Raw genomic sequence first — 21,581 nt, 5'->3', positions numbered from 1 at the left:
ATCACAACCACTGCCCCACCAGTATCACCTGTCACAGAGGTGGATACCCCCACTGAGCTGCAGTAACGTGGGGGCCTGGCACTATAGTAGACGCGCGCAAAATAGGGCCAGACTGCGCCGGCCCAAAATGTGTGGATTTCTCAATTCCCCACACTTCCCCATGAAAGATTGCTTACCTTGCTTAAAGAGACGGATGGTCGGGGTGGACGATCGTCGCGCCGTGGCCGTCCGGCTCTTACGCGCCGGCGTTTCCGCCAGCAGCTGCCGTGTCACCGGGGGCGCCCCGTGGGGGGGCCGCGACCGCTGCTGAACGGGGCGCCACACAGGGTGCGTGCCGACAGCACTCGCAGCGACCTGGAAGGTGAAGCGACACCGGTGACCGAAACTTCCATCGACGCTTTGCTGCGCGAGCGGGCCGAGCGACAGATCAGCGTGGCGTCGCTCGATTCGACGCTCGATTCGACGCTCGATTCGACGCTCGATTCGACGCCAGATTCGACGCGCCTGGGTGTGGCGGCGTGACGTCGAGCGTCCGGGGCGAAGCCGACCTGCGCCACTGGCTGGTCGACTATCTGGTGACCAACATCGGTCGCACACCCGACGAGGTCGATCCCGAACTGTCGCTGGCCGACCACGGCGTGAGCTCTCGCGAGGTGGTCGTGCTTTCCGGTGAGCTGTCGGAGTTGCTGGGCCGCAAAGTCTCGCCCGTCGACTTCTGGGAGCACCCCACGATCAATGCGCTGGCCGCGCACTTGACCGCGTCCGCGCCGGACGCCGACGCGGATGCCGCGCTGCAGCGCCCGGCTCCCAACTCGCTCGATGAACCGATCGCCGTCATCGGGATGGGATGCCGCTTCCCCGGCGACATCTGCGGGCCCGACGCCCTGTGGGAATTCCTCTGCGACCGCGGCTGCACGATCTCCGAGGTGCCGCCCGAACGCTGGCAGCCGTTCGACAACGGGTCACCCGAGGTGATGGCGGCGCTGGCCCGCACCACGCGGTGGGGGTCCTTCCTGCCCGACATCGACGCCTTCGATGCGGAGTTCTTCGAGATCACCGCTCACGAAGCGAACAAGATGGATCCTCAGCAGCGGCTGCTGCTGGAGGTCGCCTGGGAGGCCCTCGAGCACGCCGGCATCTCCCCGACCTCGCTGAGCCGAACGCAGACCGGAGTATTCGCCGGAGCGTGCTCGAGTGAATACGGCGCCATCTCGCTGGGCGATCTGCCCCAAGTCGACGCGTGGAACAACACCGGCGGCGCGATGAGCATCATCGCCAACCGGCTCTCGTATTTCCTCGATCTGCGCGGCCCGTCGGTGTCCGTCGACACCGCGTGCTCGTCGTCGCTGGTGGCCATCCACCTGGCCTGCCAGAGCCTGCGCACTCAGGATTCCCATCTGGCCATCGCGGCCGGGGTGAACGTGTTGTTGACCCCGTCGGTATTTCGCGGCTTCGACCAGGCCGGCGCGCTGTCGCCGACCGGTAAGTGCCGCGCGTTCGACGCCGCGGCCGACGGGTTCGTGCGCGGCGAGGGCGCCGGGGTGGTCGTGCTCAAGCGGCTGACGGATGCGCAGCGTGACGGCGACCGGGTGCTCGCGGTGATCTGCGGCTCGGCCGTCAACCAGGACGGGCGCTCCAACGGACTGATGGCCCCCAACCCCGCGGCCCAGATGGCGGTGCTGCGCGCCGCCTACACCAATGCCGGAATGCAGCCGAACGAGGTCGACTACGTCGAAACTCACGGTACCGGAACACTATTGGGAGATCCGATCGAAGCGCGGGCGCTGGGCACGGTGCTCGGTCGCGGGCGCCCGGAAGACTCGCCCCTGCTGATCGGCGCGGTGAAGACGAACATCGGCCACACCGAGGCGGCGGCCGGGATTGCCGGCTTCATCAAAGCGGTCATGGCGTTGCAGCGCGGCCAGATTCCGCCGAACCAGCGCTTCGAAAGCCCCAACCCGCACATCCCGTTCGCCGACCTGCGCATGAAGGTCGTTGACACACAAATGGATTGGCCGCAGACACAGCATCCGCGCCGGGCCGGGGTGTCGTCCTTCGGATTCGGCGGCACCAACGCGCACGTGGTGCTCGAGCAGGGCCAAGAGGTGGCGGCCCCGCCGGCGCCCAGCTCCGATCCGAACATCTCGACCCTGGTCGTCGCGGGTAAAACGGCGCGACGCGTGGCCGCGACGGCGTCGGCGCTGGCCGACTGGATGCAGGGCGCCGGGGCCGACGTCGCCCTGGCCGACGTAGCTCACACGCTCAACCATCACCGGGCCCGGCAAGCCAGGTTCGGCACCGTGGTAGCCCGCGACCGCACCCAGGCGGTGGCCGGGTTGCGCGCCCTGGCCGCGGGCCGGCATGCGCCCGGAGTGGTGGGCCCGCAGGACAGCGACGAGCCGCGACCGGGCACGGTATTCGTGTACTCGGGTCGCGGATCGCAGTGGGCCGGCATGGGCCGCCAATTGCTGGCCGACGAACCCGCTTTCGCGGCGGCAGTCGCAGAGCTCGAGCCGGTGTTCGTCGACCAGGCCGGGTTCTCGCTGCACGATGTGCTGGCCGACGGCAAGGAACTGATCGGTATCGAACAGATTCAGCTCGGCCTGATCGGCCTGCAGCTGACGTTGACCGCGCTGTGGCGCTCCTACGGCGTCGAACCCGACATGGTGATCGGTCACTCGATGGGCGAGGTGGCCGCCGCGGTGGTGGCCGGTGTGCTCACACCCGCCGAAGGATTGCGGGTGACCGCCACGCGGTCGCGGCTGATGGCACCGTTGTCCGGGCAGGGCGGGATGGCGCTGCTAGGACTCGATGCCGCCGCCACCGAGGCATTGATCCGCGAGTACCCGCAGGTGACGCTGGGGATCTACAACTCGCCGAGCCAGACCGTGATCTCCGGGCCCACCGAGCAGATCGACGAGCTGGTCACCCGGCTGCGCGGTCAGAACCGCTTCGCCAGCCGGGTCAATATCGAAGTGGCGCCGCACAATCCGGCGATGGATGCGCTACAGCCGGCGATGCGGGCGCAGTTGGCCGACCTGGCTCCGCAGACGCCGACGATTCCGATCATCTCCACCACCTACGCCGACCTCGACATCCGTCCGGCCTTCGACGCCGAGCACTGGGCCACCAACATGCGCAACCCGGTGCACTTCCAGCAGGCCATCGCGCGTGCCGGAAGCCCGGCCGGTGGGCCCCACCACACCTTCATCGAAATCAGCGGGCACCCGCTGCTGCCCCAGGCGATCAGCGAAACCCTGCACAACGCCCAGCACGGAAGCAAATACGTCAGCATCGGCACCTTGCAACGCGACACCGACGACACCATCAGCTTCCGCACCAGCCTCAACACCGTGCGCAGCACGCATCCGCCCCAGACGCCACATCCGCCGGAGCCGCACATCCAGATCCCCACCACTCCGTGGCACCACACCCGGCACTGGATCGACCGCACGCCCATTGCTTGGCAAACATCGGAAACGTTGAGCTGCAATGGTTCTGCACCCGCAGCGGCAGGCCCGCTCGGTGACAGCTGCTACCGGCTGGCGTGGCCGGCCGTTCCATTGGCCGATGCCGAGCTCACGGCCGGTGCCGGCTCCGGACGATGGCTGGTGATCGGTGATCCCGCCCTGGCGGCCCAATTGGCCACCCGACTAGCAACCGAAACGGTGGCCGCCGATGCCGACCCGGTGGAATTGGCCGAGGCCCTAGGCGAGGTCGACCACGTGCTGTATGCACCGGCGGTAGCCGACGATCCGTTCGATGTCGGGTTGGCCTACGAGCTGTTCGACCAGGTGCGCCGGCTCGTCTCGGTGCTCGCGGCCGGCGACTCGTCGGAGAAGTTGTTCCTGGTCACCCGCAACGCCCAACCCGTCTTCGACGGCGATCGCGCCAACCCCACCCACGGACTACTGTGGGGCCTTGGCCGCACCGTAGCCCTCGAACACCCCGAAATCTGGGGTGGCATAGTCGATTTCGACGCTTCCGTACCGGCGGCGGTGGTGGCCAGGCAACTACTCGGGGAAGTCGGCAGCGCCGACGGCGAAGACCAGGTCGTCTACCGGCGCGGCGCACGCCACGTGGCCCGGCTGCATCGGCGGACGCTGCCGACGGAATCGCCGGTCACGCTGGGCGCCGACGGCAGTCAGCTGGTCATCGGGGCAACCGGAAACATCGGTCCGCACCTGATCCGCCAACTCGCGGTGATGGGCGCCAAAACCGTCGTCGCGGTGTCCCGCAACCCCGGGTCGCGCCTGCACGCGTTGACGGAAACCCTTGCCGCCGAAGGCACGAACCTCGTCACGGTGGCTGCCGACGCCACCGACGAATCCGCGATGACCGAGTTGTTTGCTCGGTTCGGCGCCGACCTGCCGCCGCTGCAGGGAATCTACTTGGCGGCCTTCGCCGGCCAGCCCGTCCTGCTCAGCGACATGACCGACGACGACGTGCGGGCGATGTTCGCCCCCAAGCTCGACGCCGCCGCGCTGCTGCATCGGCTGTCGCTGACGACAACGTCGCTGCGCCACTTCGTGCTGTTCTCCTCGATCTCGGGGCTGACCGGTTCGCGCTGGCTCGGCCACTACGCCGCCACCAGCGGGTACCTGGACGCGCTGGCCTACGGCCGTCGCGTGATGGGGTTGCCGGCGACCACCGTCAACTGGGGACTGTGGAAATCGCTTGCCGACACCGACGAGGCCAGTCAGGTCAGCGTCGGATCGGGGTTGCTGCCCATGGACGACGAGGTCGCGATCGGCGCGCTGCCCTACCTGATGAGCCCGGCCGCCGGCGTGCATTCCGTTGTGGTGGAAGCCGATTGGCCGCTGCTGGCCGACGCATACCGGGCACGCGGAGCGCTGCACATCGTCGACGACCTGCTGCCGGCGCCCGGTGTGACGGTTAAGGGCGACAGCGAGTTTCGTATCTCGCTGCGCGCATGCGAGCCGGAACGCCGTCACACGATGCTGTTCGATCGGGTCGGCATGCTGGCCGCCCAGGCGATGGGACTGCCGCCTACCGAGACACTCGATCCGTCGACCGGGTTCTTCCAGCTCGGCATGGACTCACTGATGAGCGCGATGCTGCGCCGGGCGCTGTCCGACGATCTCGGCGAGCCGCTGCCGGTCTCCGTGGTCTTCGATTACCCGACCGTCTACAGCCTGACCGACTATCTGGCCACCGTGCTCCCCGAACTCGAAACCGACGCCGAAACCGTCGCCGACGCCTACGACGAACTCGACGAGGACGAGTTGCTGGCCGAACTTTCGGAAAGGCTACGAGGCTCTCGATGACCGCCGCCACACCGGACCGCCGGGCGATCATCACCGAGGCGCTGCACAAAATCGATGATCTGACCGCGCGGCTGGAAATCGCCGAACAGGCGAGCACCGAACCGATTGCCGTCGTCGGCATGGGCTGCCGGTTGCCCGGCGGCATCGGCAGCCCCGAACAGTTCTGGGACCTGTTGTGCGAGGGGCGAAGCGGCATCGTCAAAGTTCCGCCCGAGCGGTGGGATGCCGACGCCCTGTACACCGAGGATCACACCGTCCCCGGCACCATCTGCAACCGCGAGGGCGGCTTCCTGTCCGGCTGGCAGCCCGACGAATTCGACGCGGAGTTCTTCGCGATCCCGCCACGCGAGGCCGCGGCGATGGATCCGCAGCAGCGGTTATTCCTCGAAGTCGCCTGGGAAGCGTTGGAAGACGCCGGGATTCCGCCGCACACCCTGCACGGCACCCAGACCGGGGTGTTCGTCGGCGTCACCGCCTACGACTACATGCTGAAGATGTCGGGCGCGGTGCGACCCGACGAGCTGGACGCCTACCTGTTGACCGGAAACTCCGCGAACTTCGCCGCGGGGCGCACCGCCTACCTGCTCGGTGCCCGCGGTCCGGCGGTAGTGCTGGACACCGCCTGCTCCTCGTCGTTGGTCACCATCCACCTGGCCTGCCAAAGCCTGCGCTGGCGCGAAAGCGACACCGCGCTGGTCGGCGGGACCAACCTGCTGCTCAGCCCGGTGGCCAGCATCGCGTGCTCGCGGTGGGGCATGCTGTCGCCCGAAGGTCAGTGCAAGACCTTCGACGCCGGCGCGAACGGCTATGTGCGCAGCGAGGGCGCCGGCGTGGTGGTGCTCAAACGCCTGTCCGACGCGCAAGCAGACGGCAACCGCATCCTCGCCGTGATACGTGGTTCGGCGGTCAACCAAGACGGCGCCAGCAGCGGGGTCACGGTGCCCAACGGCCCCGCCCAGCAGGCACTGCTTCGCCAGGCGCTGAAGGTGGCCAAGCTCACGCCGGCCGACATCGACTACATCGAGGCACACGGCACGGGCACCCCACTGGGCGACCCGATCGAACTCGACTCGCTGAGCACGGTTTTCGGCGATCGCGAGGGCCGTGCGCCGCTGGTGCTGGGTGCCGTGAAGACGAACCTCGGCCACCTGGAAGCGGCGGCCGGGATCGCCGGGTTCATGAAGACTGTGCTGGCCGTCGGACACGGCCGCATCCCGGCGAACCTCAACTTCACCGAGCTCACTCCCCATGCCAGCCAGAGTGTTTCGCGGCTGAAGATCGCCACCGAGGACATGGCATGGCCGTCGACCGGGGGGCCCCGCCGGGCCGGGGTGTCGTCGTTCGGCGTGAGCGGGACGAACGCGCACGTGGTGATCGAGCAGGCGCCGGAGCCGGTAATTGCACCGCAACCCGACCCGCAGCCGGCGATCTCGACGCTGGTGCTGTCCGGCAAGTCGGCGCAACGGGTGGCGGCGACGGCATCGGTGCTCGCCGACTGGATGGAGGGCCCAGGTGCGACCGTGCCGCTGGCCGACGTGGCGCACACCCTCAACCACCACCGGGCCCGGCACCCCAAGTTCGCCACGGTGGCCGCCGTCGACCGCGACCAGGCGGTCGCGGGATTGCGGGCACTGGCCGCCGGTGAGCCCGGGCCGGGTGTGGTCGGGTGCCCCGAGACATCCGCCGGACCGGGCACGGTGTTCGTCTACTCCGGCCGCGGATCGCAATGGGCCGGAATGGGGCGCCGGCTGTTGGCCGACGAGCCCGCATTCGCCACGGCACTGGCCGAACTCGAGCCGGTTTTCGTTGCGGAGGCCGGGTTTTCGCTGCACGACGTGATCGCCGGCGGCAAGGAACTGGTCGGCATCGAGCAGATCCAGCTCGGTCTGATCGGGATGCAGTTGGCACTGACCGCGCTGTGGCGCTGCTACGGGGTAACGCCGGATCTGGTGATCGGCCACTCGATGGGAGAGGTGGCGGCGGCGGTAGTGGCCGGCGCCCTGACGCCCGCCGAGGGTCTGCGGGTCACCGCGACCCGGTCGCGGCTGATGGCCCCGCTGTCGGGTCAGGGCACGATGGCCATGCTCGAACTCGACGCCACCGCCACCGCGCAGCTGATCGCCGATTATCCGCAGGTCACCCTCGGGATCTACGCCTCACCACGCCAAACCGTCATCTCGGGACCTACCGGGCAGATCGACGAGTTGATCGCCAAGGTGCGCGCGCAGGGACAGTTCGCCGGCAAGGTCAACATCGAAGTGGCTCCGCATAACCCGGCGATGGACGCCCTGCAGCCGGCGATGCGTGCCGAGTTGGCCGGCCTCGCCCCGCGCACACCGACCATTCCGATCATCTCGACGACCTACGAAAACCTGGATCGCCCAATAACATTCGATGCCGAGCACTGGGCCACCAATATGCGCAACCCGGTGCGCTTCCAGCAGGCGATCAGTGCCGCGGGGGCCGCCCACCACACCTTCATCGAGATCAGCGGACACCCCCTGCTCACCCACGCCATCACCGAAACCCTCACCGCGGACGAGGGTGACGGCTATCTGAGCATCGGCACCCTGCAGCGCGATACGCACGACACCCTGACCTTCCACACCAACCTCAACGCCGCGCACCCCACCCGTCCACCGCTGACGCCGCACACCTGCGGGCGACAGGCCGTCCTGCCGACCACCCCTTGGCAGCACGGCCGGCACTGGATCTCCCCCGGCACCACCGCGCACCACACGCCAAACACCCACCCGCTGTTGGGCTTTGGCGTCACCGACCCCACCAACGGCACCCGGGTATGGGAATGCGAGCTCAACCCCGAGCTGTTGTGGCTCGGCGATCACGTGATCGACGACCTGTGCGTTTTGCCGGGCGCCGCTTACGCCGATGTCGCGCTGGCCGCGGCGAGGGACGCATTCGCGTCAGAGTCGGCAGACCGGCCGTGGATGATCCGCGAGCTGAGCCTGCACCAGATGCTGCAGGTGACCGACGGGACGGTGCTCGTCACGACGCTCACCGGCAACGAGCAGACGTGCCAGATCGAAATGCGCACCCGCAGCGCATCGTCGGGATGGATCAAGCACGCCAGCGCCACCGTGGCGCGCGAGACCGGCAGCCAGTCGGTCGGCCCGACCGTCGATGCGAATGATGTTGCGGCCCAAATCAACGCCGACGAGTTGTACGACCGGCTGCGCGCCGCCGGGCAACAACACGGACCGGCGTTTCGCGGCATCAGCAGGCTGGCCGTGGCAGCCTCGGGTGCGGCCCGCGCGGACGTGCGGCTGCCCTCGGCGGCCAGGGCCGGTTCCCGCAACTTCGTGCTGCACCCGGTCATGATGGACATCGCGGTGCAGGCCCTCGGTGCCACCCGGGCCGCGACCGATCTGGCCGGAGGGCGCAACGCCCGGCAAACCCTGGTGCTGCCAATCCGTTTCGCGGGCATCCACGTGTACGGCGACATCGCCGACGGCGTGTGTTCGACGGGCTCACTTGCGGCCACCGACAGTCCGGATCGACTACTGGGCCAGGTCGTGCTGACCGACGCCACCGGTCAACAACTACTGGTCATCGACGAAGTGGAAATGGCCGTCCTCGGGTCGTCAAGCGGCGCAGCACATCTCAACGATCACCTGCTCGCATTGGAGTGGGAGCCCGCAGCACTGGACAAAGCAACCACCAGCCTCGGCGGGTTGTTGTTGATCGGCGACGCCGACGCGGACGATCCGCTGCTGCCCGCTCTGCGGTCGTCGCTGAGCGACGGCGTCGCCGAAGTCGACGTGGTGTCCCCGGCCGACACCGCCAAGCTGCGCGCGGCGATCACCCGAAAACCCTGGGACGGCATCGTCGTCCTGTGCCCGCCGCGCGCCGCGGACGAATCGCTGCCCGAGGCGGCTCAACTGGACCTGGCGCTGGCGCGCACCCTGCTGATCGCCGAAATCGCCAAGACCGTGAGCCGGCTGGGTGCCCGCAACAGCCCGCGGCTGTGGATCGTCACCCGCGGCGCACAGAAAGTCGGCACGGGTGAACCGGTCACGTTGGCGCAGACGGAGCTTCGCGGCATCGCGCGGGTGCTGACCTTCGAACATCCCGAGCTGAAGACCACAATCGTCGACATCGACGCGGACGGCGCCGGGTCGGTCGCCGCGCTGACAAGCGAGCTGCTGGCCGGCTCCGACGCCGACGAGGTCGCGCTGCGCGACGGGCATCGCTACCTGAACCGGCTGCTGCCGGCCCCCACCACGGCCAAGGGTGAGTTGCTCGGCGAAATCCGGCACGCGAAAGTGAACCTGGACACCGGCGGCGCGGTGCGGCTGCAGATCGACGAGCCCGGACGCCTGGATGCTCTCAGATTGCATGCGGTGCAGCGCATGTCGCCGGAGCCCGACGAGGTAGAGGTCCGTGTCGCCGCGGCGGGCCTCAACTTCAGTGACGTGCTCAAGGCGATGGGTATCTACCCCACCCTCGACGACGCCGCGCCCATCATCGGTGGCGAGTGCGCCGGCGTCGTCACGGCCGTCGGCAGCGATGTCGACTCCGTCGAAGTCGGACAGCGCGTGATCGCCATCGGCCCGGGCGGTTTCGGCTCGCATATGACGACGCTGGCCGACCTGTGCACCCCGATTCCGGACACGCTGCCGGATGCCGAAGCGGCCGGGTTCGGCATCGCGTATCTGACCGCCTGGCACTCGCTGGTCGAGGTCGGGCGGCTGGCCCCGGGCGAACGGGTGCTGATCCATTCGGCCACCGGCGGTGTCGGTATGGCCGCGATGGCGATCGCCAAGATGATCGGCGCCCGGATCTACACCACGGCCGGTTCGGATGCCAAGCGCGACATGCTCGCCGGGCTTGGCGTCGAATACGTGGGCAATTCGCGCACCGTCGACTTCGCCGACGAGATCCTCCAGATCACCGACGGCTACGGCGTGGACGTCATCCTCAATTCGCTTCCCGACGAGGCGATTCAGCGCGGGGTGCAGATCCTGGCGCCCGGAGGCCGGTTCATCGAGCTGGGCAAGAAGGACGTCTACGCCAACGCCACGCTGGGATTGGCCGCACTGACCAAGAGCGCGTCGTTCTCCGTCGTCGACCTGGACCTCAATCTCAAGCTGCAGCCGGCGCGTTACCGCGCGATGCTCTCCGAGATCCTGCGGCACGTCGCGGACGGCACGCTGCAGGTCCTTCCCGTCACCGCGTTCTCTCTCGAAAACGCGCCCGACGCCTTCGCGCTGATGGCATCCGGGCGGCACACCGGCAAGATCGCCGTCACGGTACCGGCGTCCGGCAGCATCGACGCGATCGCCGCAACTCCGCAGCGACTGGTCAGCCCCGACGGCGGCTACATCATCGTGGGCGGCATGGGTGGTCTCGGTTTCGTCGTGGCCGAGTGGCTGGCCCACCACGGCGCGGGATTGATTGTCCTGAACGGACGTTCGGCACCCGGACCGGACGTGTCGGCGGCGATCGCGGAACTCGGCACCGCGGGAACCCGCATCGAAGTGGTCACCGGCGATATCGCCGAAGCGGGCACGGCCGACCGGTTGGTACAAGCGGTCCACGACGCGGGATTGCGGGTGGCCGGAGTCCTGCACAGCGCCATGGTTCTCGACGACGAGATCGTGCTGAACATCTCGGATTCGGCCGCGCGGCGCGTGTTCACCCCGAAGGTCACCGGCAGCTGGCGACTGCATCGGGCCACTGCCGGGCTGGACGTGGATTGGTGGCTCACCTTCTCCTCGGCATCCTCGCTGCTGGGTACACCCGGCCAGGGCACCTACGCCGCCGCCAACTCGTGGGTCGACGGGCTGGTCGCCTATCGGCGCTCGCGCGGGCTGCCCGCCGTCGGAATCAACTGGGGCCCTTGGGCCGACGTCGGCCGCGCCCAGTTCTTCGCCGATCTCGGCGTCTCGCTGATCACCGTCGAAGAAGGGCTGGCGGCCATGCAGCTGCTGCTGACCGCCGACCGCGCCCGCACCGGCGTCATCCAGCTCGACACGAGGCAGTGGTTCCAATCCTTCCCCGCCGCAGGTGGTTCGTCGTTGTTCGCGAAGTTGCACGACGCCGCGAAGGCCGAGCGGCGCGGCGGCGGCGCGATCCGCGCCGAATTGGATGCCAGCGACCCCGCCGAGCGCCCGGGCCGGCTGGCGGCCGCGATCGCCGACCAAATCCGGGCGGTGCTGCGCTCCACCGAGCCGATCGCTCACGACCGGCCGATGGAGTCGCTCGGTCTCGACTCGCTGATGGCCCTCGAACTGCGCAACAGGCTGGAGGCGAGCTTGGGCACCACATTGCCGGCCGCCCTGGTCTGGGCCTACCCGACGATCCACGATCTCGCGGGCGCGATGTGCGAACGCCTGGGCTATGACACGGTGGCCGCTGCCGGACCGCAGGCCGACGCCGAGACCGAGCTATCCGACGAGGAAATGGAATTGCTGTCCGACCTCGTCGCGGCGAGCGAGCTCGAAACAGCCACGGGGGGCAGTGAGTAATGACAAGTCTCGCCGAACGCGCGGCACAGATGTCCCCCAAGGCGCGCGAGGTGCTGGCGCGTGAACTTGTTCGCGCGGGCACGGCATTTCCAACCGACGTCGCTGAACCGATAGCCGTCGTCGGGATCGGCTGCCGGTTGCCCGGGAATGTGACTGGGCCCGAAAGCTTTTGGCAGCTGCTGATCGACGGCCGCGACGCCGTCGGCGAGGTGCCGGCCGATCGGTGGAACGCGGACGCGTTCTACGATCCCGATCCGCAGGCACCGGGACGCATGACGACCAAGTGGGGCGGCTTCCTCGACGACGTCGCCGGATTCGACGCCGACTTCTTCGGCATCACCCCCCGCGAAGCCGTCGCGATGGACCCGCAACAGCGGATCCTGCTCGAGGTCGCCTGGGAAGCCCTCGAACACGCCGGGCTGGCGCCGGATTCGTTGAGCGGCAGCCGGACCGCCGCGATCATGGGCGTGTCGGCATGGGATTACACCATCCTCAACCTCGAGCGCAACACCGAGATCGACGCCTACATGAGCACCGGAAACCCGCACAGTGCCGCGGTGGGGCGCATCTCGTACCTGTTGGGGCTGCGCGGTCCGGCGGTGGCCGTCGACACCGCGTGCTCGTCGTCGTTGGTGGCCATCCACCTGGCCTGCCAGAACCTGCGGCTGCGAGAAAGCGACGTCGCACTCGCCGGTGGGGTGCATCTGTCCCTGTCGCCGTTCACCAGCATCGCGTTGTCCAAGTGGTCGGCCCTGTCGCCGACCGGCCGGTGCAAGACCTTCGACGCTCTTGCCGACGGGTTCGTACGCGGCGAGGGCTGCGGCGTGGTGGTGCTGAAGAGATTGGCCGACGCAGTACGCGACGGTGATCGGGTGTTGGGTGTCGTCCGCGGTTCGGCGATCAACTCCGATGGCCGGTCCAACGGCATGACCGCACCGAACGCCGCCGCGCAACGCGACGTGATCAGCACCGCGCTGAAGATGGCCGACGCCACCGCCGACAGCGTGAACTACGTCGAAACACACGGCACCGGAACGATTTTGGGCGATCCGATCGAATTCGAGGCGCTAGCGGCCACCTACGGCGCCGGCGATGGCCGCTGCGCGCTGGGCTCGGTCAAGACCAACATCGGCCACCTGGAAGCCTCCGCCGGCGTCACCGGATTCATCAAGACGATCCTGTCGGTGAACCGCGGATACATTCCGCGCAATCTGCACTTCAACCGGTGGAACCCGGCCATCGACCCGTCGGGGACGCGGCTGTTCGTGCCGACCGAGGACACCGCGTGGCCCACGGACGGCATCCGCCGGGCCGCGGTGTCGTCGTTCGGGCTGAGCGGAACCAACGCACACGTGGTCGTCGAGCAGCCGCCCGCCACGTCCGCACCACCGGCGGCCGAGCCGGTGGTGTCCACGTTGGTGGTGTCGGGTAAGACTCCGCAGCGGCTGGCGGCGTCGGCCGCGACGCTGGCCGACTGGCTCGCCGGTCCCGGCGCCGCGGTACCGCTCGCCGATGTCGCGTATACCGTGAATCATCGCCGGGCCCGGCACAGCTGGGTGGGCACCGTCGTCGCGCGCGATCACGCCGCCGCGGTGACGGGGCTGCGGGCATTGGCCACCGGCACGCCGGCACCCGGTGTGGTGGCCGCAACCGAGGCCGGCTCCGTATCCGGCACGGTGTTCCTCTACTCCGGTCAGGGCGCGCAGTGGGCCGGCATGGGCCGTCGGCTGCTGGCCGACGAACCGGCCTTCGCCGCCGCCGTCGCCGAACTGGAGCCTGAATTCTTTGCACAGACCGGCTTTTCGCTGCAGCAGACGCTGGCCGACGGCCGCCCGGTCACCGGCATCGACAAGATCCAGCCGCTGCTGGTGGCCATCCAGCTGGCACTGACCGCGCTGTGGCGCCACTACGGCGTCGAACCCGACGCGGTGATCGGACACTCGATGGGTGAAGTGTCGGCCGCAGTGGTGTCCGGGGCGCTCACCGCCGCCGAGGGGTTGCGGGTGATCGCCACCCGCTCGAAACTGATGGCGCAGTTGTCCGGCCAGGGCGCGATGGCCCTGCTCGAACTCGACGCGCTGGCCGTCGAGGCACTGATCACCGAGTACCCGGACGTCACGCTTGCCGTGTACGCATCACCGAGCCAGTCCGTGATCGCGGGCCCGCCCGATCAGGTGGACGCGGTCATCGCGGCGGTGACCACCCGTAATCTGCTGGCCCGGCGCATCGAGGTCGACGTGGCCTCCCATCACCCGATCATCGACCCGATATTGCCGCAATTGCGTTCGGCGTTAAGCGATCTGGCACCCAAGCCGCCGACCATCCCGATGATCACCACGGTGACGGAGGGTCCCGCACCGCTGCTGGACGCCGACTACTGGGCGGCAAACCTGCGCAACCCGGTGCGCTTCCACCAAGCCGTCAGCACCGCGGGTGCCGACCACCTTTTCATCGAAATCAGCCCGCACCCGTTGCTGACTCACTCGATCAACGACACCCTGGGCGAAGCCAACGCGCACACCCTCGGCACCTTGGCGCGCGACGCCGACGACACCGTCACCTTCCACGCGCAGCTCGCCGCGCAGTTCGCCGTCCGGGCGAGCAGGCCGACGAACACCGGCGACGGTCGGCTGGCCGACATCCCGGTGACACCGTGGGAGCACACGCAATACTGGATCGCCGACCGCTCGGCGGTGTCGAACTCCGTTGCCACCCACCCACTGCTCGGTGCGCACATCGAGGTTCCGTCCAGCAGGGATCACGTCTGGCAGGCCGATGTCGGCACCGAGGTGTCGCCCTGGCTGGCCGATCACAAGGTGTTCGGCCAGGCGACCATGCCCGGTGCCGGGTTCGCCGAAATCGCCTTGGCTGCAGCCAGTGAGGCGTTGGGCGTGCCTGCCCTCGCCGTGTCGCTCAACCAGCTCGAAGTCGAGCAGATGCTCACCCTGAACGATCACACCCAGTTGACCACCCAGTTGATGCGTGGCGCCGACGACAAGATCCGGATCGAAATCTATTCCCGCTCAGCGGGTAACGACTGGACCCGGCACGCGACGGCCAGGGCCGAGGTACGCACGCCGGAGACCCCGCTCGAACAGCCGCCACTCGGCGGCAGCGGCGAGACGGCGATCAACCCGGGCGAGGTGTACGCCGCGCTGCGGCAGGCCGGTCAATTTCACGGTCCCGCTTTCGCCGCCTTGACGGCGATCCGGCGGCTGCCCGGCGGTGCTGTCGAAACCGACATCGTTCTTCCCGACGAGTCGCCGTGGCACCCAGACTTTCGGCTCCATCCGGTCATGCTGGATGCCGCTTTGCAGAGTTTGGCGGCCGCGATCCCCGACGACGAACTCGCCGGATCCGCCGAAGCGAGTTATCTCCCGGTATCTTTCGAGTCGGTGCGGGTGTACGCCAACCCCGGCCGGCGCGCCCGCTGCCGGGCCCAGCTGTCCGGCCTGGACGAGGGCGGCGCGGGAAAGCTCGGCAGAATCGTGCTGACCGACGACGCCGGGGCCGTCACCGCGGAGGTCAACGACATCTACGTACGACGGGTGGAACGGCGCAGCGTGCCGCTTCCCTTGTCGCAGAAGGTGTTCGATACCTCCTGGGTGCCTCGTCCGGTCGGCGCCGGGCCGTCGGACATCCCGGGCAGTTCGCTTTTGCTCACCGATGGGCACAGCGCGCGGTCTCGGCAACTAGCCGACCAGTTCATTGCGCGATGGCGTTCGCCGGCGCACCGGGTCGTCACCGCCGACCTGCACGACGAGTCCGCCGTGCTCGCCGCGTTCGCCGAAACCGCGGGTGATCCCGAGCGTCCGCCCGTCGGTGTGGTCGTCTTCGTCGCGGACAACCCGAGCGTGACCAAGGACGGCATCGCCGCGTCCCGCGAAGCAGTCTGGGCGGTCTCGACCGTCGTGCGCGCGATCATCGGCGGCTGGCATGGCCAGCCCCCGCGGCTATGGCTGGTATCCGGCGGCGGCCTCCCCCTCGGTGACGAAGCCGGCCAGCCGGGGATCGGCGCACTCAAGGGCCTGGTACGCGTGCTGGCCTACGAACATCCCGAATTGCGAACCACACTCGTCGATCTCGACCCCGCCGGCGATCCGGTCACCGCGCTGAACGCCGAGCTGGAGTCCGCGGTTTCCGGCTCGATCGACGACGTGATCGCCTGGCGCGGCGACCAGCGTTACGTCGAACGGCTGTCCCGGGCGACCCTCGAGGAACCCACCGGCGTCGAGGTGGTCCGCGCCGGGGCGTCCTACATCATCACCGGCGGCCTGGGCGGTCTCGGGTTGGTGTTCGCACGCTGGCTGGCCGAGCGCGGCGCCGGCCGCATCGTCCTCAACGGCCGCAGTGAACCCTCCGAGGAACAGCGCGCGGTGCTGGCCGACCTCGAACGCAAGGCCGAGATCGCAGTGGTCTTAGGCGATCTCGCGGTCGACGGCGTGGCAGAGAAATTGGTGGCGGCCGCCGGGGAATCAGCCCTGCGCGGCGTCCTGCACGCTGCCGCCGTACTCGACGACAGCCTGGTGTTCTCGATGACCAAGGACAGCGTGGAGCGCGTGTGGGCGCCCAAGGTCAGCGGCGCCCTGCGGATGCACGAGGCCAGCCTCGGATGCGAATTGGACTGGTGGCTCGGCTTTTCCTCCACCTCGTCACTGCTAGGCGGTCCGGGGCAGGCCTCGTACGCCTGCGCGAGCGCCTGGCTGGACGCCCTGGCCGACTGGCGCCGGGCATCGGGTTTGCCTGCCGCGGTGATCAACTGGGGTCCGTGGGCCGAGGTCGGGCTGGCCCGCACACTGACCGGTGGGCCGCTGGATCCGATTACCCCGGCCGAGGGCGTCGCGGCGCTGGAGCCGTTGCTGGCCACCGCTCGCTGCCACACCGGCGTCGCACGGCTGCGTCCCGACCGGGCGCTGATCGCCTTCCCCGAGATTCGCAACCTCGGCTACTTCACCAGCGTGGTCACCGAACTCGAGGCCGCCGGTGACGGTGGCAACTGGGCCGGGCCCGAGGCGCTGTCCGGGTTGGATCCCACCGAAGCGAAAGCCGCGATCGCCGACCGGCTGCACGCACGCATCGCGGCGGTGATGGGCTACGCGGAACGATCGGCCGTCGACGCGGACCTGCCGCTGGTCGAATTGGGCATGGATTCGCTGATGGCCGTGCGTATCCGCAATTCCGCGCGGGCGGATTTCGGCGCCGAGCCGCCGGTGGCGCTGCTGCTGCAGGGCGCGACGCTCAACGATCTCACGGCCGAGCTGCTTCGCCAGCTTGGGCTTACCGGTGACGCGCAAGCACACCAGCAAGAAGGTGCTGTTCGCGACCGGGCACAGCAGCGCGCGGCGGCGCGCCAACAAGCCGCACAGCGGCGGAAGCGAGGACGCTAGTAATGACCACGCCGGAGGCTTACTCGACAGCACCGCCGGACAATGCGATCGCGGTGATCGGCATGGCCGGAAGATTCCCGGGTGCCAACAATGTTTCGGATTTCTGGGACAACCTTCGGCGCGGCGAGGAGTCGATCACCACGCTGTCCGAGGACGACCTGCGCGCGGCCGGCGTCAGCGACGAGGTGATCGCGAATCCCGGGTACGTGCGGCGCGCGCCGCTGATCGACGGTTTCGACGAGTTCGATGCCGAGTTCTTCGGATTCCCACCGCAGCTCGCCCGCAAGCTGGATCCGCAACACCGGTTGTTCCTGCAGTGCGCGTGGCACGCGTTCGAGGACGCCGGCTGTGACCCCGCCGAGTTCGACGGCGCGATCGGCGTCTACGGAACCAGCTCCCCCAGCGGTTATCTGATGCACAACCTGGCGTCGCATCACGGCGGCAGCGCCTTCATGGCGACCGGACTCGATTTCGAGCAGTTCAACCTGTTCCTGCAGAACGACAAGGACTTTCTGGCAACGCGGGTATCGCATCAATTCGATCTGCGCGGGCCGAGCATCTCGGTTCAGACGGCGTGCTCGTCGTCGCTCGTCGCGATCCACTTGGCCTGCCAGAGCCTGCTGTCCGGTGAATGTGACATGGCGCTGGCCGGCGGGTCGTCACTGGCTATCCCGCATCGCGTCGGTTACTGGAACTCGCCGGGAGCGATGGTCTCGGCGGCCGGCCATTGCCGGCCGTTCGACGTGCGCGCCGACGGAACGGTGTTCGGCAGCGGTGCCGCGATCGTGGTTCTCAAGCCCCTGCAGGCCGCCATCGATGCCGGGGACCGGATTCACGCGGTCATCCGCGGGTCGGCGATCAACAACGACGGATCGATGAAGATGGGGTACGCGGCCCCGAACCCGACCGCGCAGGCCGATGTGATCGCGGAAGCCCATGCGGTCGCGGGTATCGACGCCTCGACCGTGAGTTACGTCGAGACACACGGAACCGGTACGGCGCTGGGCGATCCGATCGAAGTCCAGGGCCTCAAAGCCGCCTTCGCCGTGTCCGAGACGCCGCGGCCCGGACCGTGTGTGCTCGGGTCGGTCAAGTCGAACATCGGCCACCTCGAGGTGGCGGCCGGCGTGGTGAGTCTGGTCAAGGCGATTCTGTGCCTGAAGCACCGGGCGATTCCCGCGACGCTGCACTTCACCAGTCCCAACCCGGAACTGCATCTCGACGAGACTCCATTCACCGTGCAAAGCCAGTACGGCCCTTGGGAATGGGACGGCGTGCGCCGGGCCGGTGTCAGTTCGTTCGGAGTGGGCGGCACCAACGTGCACGTCGTGCTGGAGGAAGCACCGTCGGTCCCGGATGCCGCCACGCCCGACCGTCCCCAAGTGCTGCTGCTGTCCGCACGAACCCCCGCCGCACTTGAGGAATCGCGTACCGCCCTGGCCGCGACGTTGGCCGACCCGGACGGACCCGACCTCGCGGACGCTGCCTTCACCCTATCCGCGCGGCGCAAGCACGGCATCGCCATGGCGGCCGTGGTGCACGACCGCGAGCACGCGGCGAAGGTATTGCGGGCGGCCGAGCACGACAACGTCTTCGTCGGGGAGTCCGTCAGTCACGGTGACGCCGACGAATCCACCGCGGAGCGGGTCGTTTTCATGTTTCCCGGGCAAGGCGCTCAGCACGTCGGGATGGCCCGGGGACTGTACGACACCGAGCCGGTTTTCGCCGAGCACTTCGACGCCTGCGTCGCGGGATTCAACGACGCGATGGGCTCCGAAACAAACCTAGACCTGCGCGCGGAGATATTCGGCGACGCCACAACGGATTTGGAACGCATCGACCGTTCTCAGCCGGCGCTGTTCACGGTGGAATACGCGTTGGCGAAATTGGTGGACACCTACGGTGTGCGCGCCGGCGCGTACATCGGATACAGCACCGGCGAGTACATCGCGGCCACGCTCGCGGGGATATTCGACCTCGACACGGCGATCAAGACGGTGTCCTTGCGTGCCCGCCTGATGCACGAATCCCCACCGGGCTCCATGGTCGCCGTGGCGCTGGGCCCCGACGACATCGCCGAATTCCTCACCCCCGGAGTCGATCTGTCCGCGGTCAACGATCCCGGCAATTGCGTCGTCGCCGGGCCGAACGACCAGATTCGCGCGTTCACCGCACGCCTGCGCGAGCGCGGCATCAACGCTCGACGGGTCCGCGCAACCCACGCATTCCATTCCAGCGCAATGGATCCCATGGCAGCGCAGTTCCAGGAGTTCCTCTCCGGTGTCGAGCTGCGCCGGCCGAACACGCCGCTGCTGTCCAACCTGACCGGTACCTGGATGACCGACGAACAGGCCACCGACCCGGCCAGCTGGGCGCGCCAGATCAGCGCGACAATCAGGTTCGCCGACGAACTCGACGTGTTGCTGACCGATCCGGATCGGGTCCTGGTCGAAATGGGCCCGGGCGGCAGCCTGACCGGATCGGCGATCCGGCACCCCAAGTGGTCGAGCAAGCACCGCGCCGTGCGGCTGATGCGCCACCCCGTGCAGAACACCGACGACCGGGACGCCTTCTTGCTCGGCCTCGGCCAGCTGTGGACGGCCAACGTGGCCGTGGACTGGTCGCCGGTCACCGGATCGACGAACAGCATCGTCAGCCTGCCCGGTTATCCCTTTGCGCGCGAGCGGCATTGGGTCGACCCGAAGCCCACCGTGTGGACCGGGGCGCCCGCGGAGATCAACGGTTCGTCCAGCAACGGCGTCGCCGTCGCCGAGCCGGTCGAAGGTCAATCGGCCACCGAGGCGACGTTGCATCGCATCTGGATGCAGTGTCTGGGCGTCACCTCTCTGGACCGCAACGCCAATTTCTTTGACCTCGGCGGAGATTCGCTGATCGCGATCGGCATCTCGACGAGCGCTAACAATTCCGGCTTGGTCGTCACCCCGCAGCATCTCTACGAACACCCGACCCTGGCCAGCCTGGCCGCTGCCGTCGACGCCGAGTTCACCGGCGCCGGGCTGACGCAACCACCGGACGCCGACGCATATTCACCGGTGCCCGCCAACATCGCCGGCTTCCTCGAACACGGCGTCCAAGAAGCGGGTCGTTGGCGCGTTCCGCTGATCTTCTCACTCGCCCCCAACGTCACGATCGACGACGTCCGCGCCGTGCTGACCGCGTTGACCAACCACCATGACGCGTTGCGCCTCGAGCTCGTCGACCGATCGGGCACCTGGGAGCAGCACATCGGCGCGCCACGGGAATTCGGCCATCTGTCGTCGCGAACCCTGCCCGGCGGCGCTGCCGACGAGCGCGCCGCGGTACTGGAGATAGTGGCCGAGCTGGTGGCCCAGGACGACCTGACCGCGCTGTTCACCGCGACCCACATCGCCGGGGGAACCGGCGGTTCCTACCTGGTGTTGTCCGCGCACGAGATGGTCGCGGACATCCCCTCTCGCGAAATCCTGCTGACCGATCTGTTCAGCGCCTTGTCCCAACACCTTGCGGGCGAGGAGATCGTGCTGCCCCCGACCGCGGCCGGATGGCGCGATTGGTCGCTGCGCACCGGGGCCCTGGCGACGCATCCGGCCGTCGTGGACACCCGCGACTTCTGGCTGCAGAGCCTGACCACGGCGACGGTGCAGCTGGGCGATCCCGTGATCACCGACCGGCCCCGCGCTGGCGACCTACTGAGGCTTTCGTCGACGCTGGACGTCCCGCAGACAGCCGAAGTCGACGACGCCCGCCGCAGGCTCGGCGTGTCGATCGAGGAAGTTCTGTTGGCGGCGTTGAGCGCAACGATCGCCCACACCGTCGACGAGGGGGTGGTTTCGGTCGACCTGGAGGGCACCGGCCGTTCGGTGCTGCGACCGGACGTCGATCTGCGGCGCACCATCGGCCGGTTCACCACGATCTATCCGGCAGCGCTGCGGTGCACGAAGACCGCGGATGCGACGGAGCTGCTGGCAGGCGTGAGCGACACCCTGAAATCGGTGCCGCACTTCGGGGTCGGCTACGGACTGCTTCGCTATGTATATGCGCCCACCGCGCGCACGCTGGCCGCCGCCGGCGCCTCCGACATTCACCTGCGCTACGTCGGCACGGTTCCGGAGCCGCCGCCGCTGGACGCGCCGGTGCAATTCGATTCCGACGCGGCGCTGCCGGTGCGGGATCCGATCCCTGGGCTGGGCCATGCGATCGAACTTCGTGTGTACCGGTATTCCGCTGCGCTGCATCTGGATTGGTGGTACGACGGCCGCCGCGTTCCACTGCAGCGAGCGCAAGCGTTGGCCGACCGTTTCCCGATCGCATTGCGGGCCTTGCTATCCGAAGCTGTCGACGCCATCCCCGACGACGGTGATACGGGCTCGGCACCCGTCGAGCTGGCGCTGGTGGACTTGTCGTCGTTCGACTGAGGG

At 68.4% G+C, this 21,581-nt stretch carries 5 protein-coding genes; all 5 read left to right on the top strand.

Going from position 1 to position 21,581, the window contains the following annotated elements; all coding sequences use genetic code 11:
* Positions 1 to 327: 327 nt before the first annotated feature.
* From MJO58_RS08840 to MJO58_RS08820, 5 genes are read left to right on the top strand one after another with little or no spacing between them, the layout of a single operon-like run.
* The gene (locus MJO58_RS08840; RefSeq protein WP_239722620.1) at positions 328 to 522 is read left to right on the top strand and encodes a hypothetical protein; all 195 of its coding nucleotides are present in this window, start codon (positions 328 to 330) and stop codon (positions 520 to 522) included.
* A complete protein-coding gene (locus MJO58_RS08835; RefSeq protein WP_239722619.1) occupies positions 519 to 5,288 on the top strand; it encodes a type I polyketide synthase in 4,770 nt (1,589 codons plus the stop codon). Before MJO58_RS08840 ends, MJO58_RS08835 begins: the two co-directional genes overlap by 4 nt.
* Positions 5,285 to 11,776, top strand: coding sequence for a type I polyketide synthase (locus MJO58_RS08830; RefSeq protein ID WP_239722618.1), 6,492 nt, complete (start codon positions 5,285 to 5,287; stop codon positions 11,774 to 11,776). The genes MJO58_RS08835 and MJO58_RS08830 overlap by 4 nt, the downstream gene beginning before the upstream one ends.
* Positions 11,776 to 17,163: a type I polyketide synthase gene (locus MJO58_RS08825; protein WP_239722617.1), complete on the top strand. Its 5,388-nt coding sequence runs from the start codon at positions 11,776 to 11,778 to the stop codon at positions 17,161 to 17,163. Before MJO58_RS08830 ends, MJO58_RS08825 begins: the two co-directional genes overlap by 1 nt.
* A 2-nt stretch (positions 17,164 to 17,165) precedes the next feature.
* Positions 17,166 to 21,578 carry a type I polyketide synthase gene (locus MJO58_RS08820; protein ID WP_239722616.1) on the top strand — a complete coding sequence of 1,471 codons (4,413 nt, stop codon included), beginning with the start codon at positions 17,166 to 17,168 and terminating at the stop codon, positions 21,576 to 21,578.
* Positions 21,579 to 21,581: the final 3 nt, after the last annotated feature.

This window comes from Mycobacterium lentiflavum (assembly GCF_022374895.2).
GTDB lineage: Bacteria > Actinomycetota > Actinomycetes > Mycobacteriales > Mycobacteriaceae > Mycobacterium > Mycobacterium lentiflavum.
The sequence above is the reverse complement of the archived record's forward strand: the minus strand, read 5'-3'. Positions and strand labels throughout refer to the sequence as shown.

Coding starts and splice junctions, on each gene's coding strand:
- MJO58_RS08830 (WP_239722618.1), top strand. CDS start 5,285: ATGACCGCCGCCACACCGGACCGCCGGGCGATCATCACCGAGGCGCTG.
- MJO58_RS08825 (WP_239722617.1), top strand. CDS start 11,776: ATGACAAGTCTCGCCGAACGCGCGGCACAGATGTCCCCCAAGGCGCGC.
- MJO58_RS08820 (WP_239722616.1), top strand. CDS start 17,166: ATGACCACGCCGGAGGCTTACTCGACAGCACCGCCGGACAATGCGATC.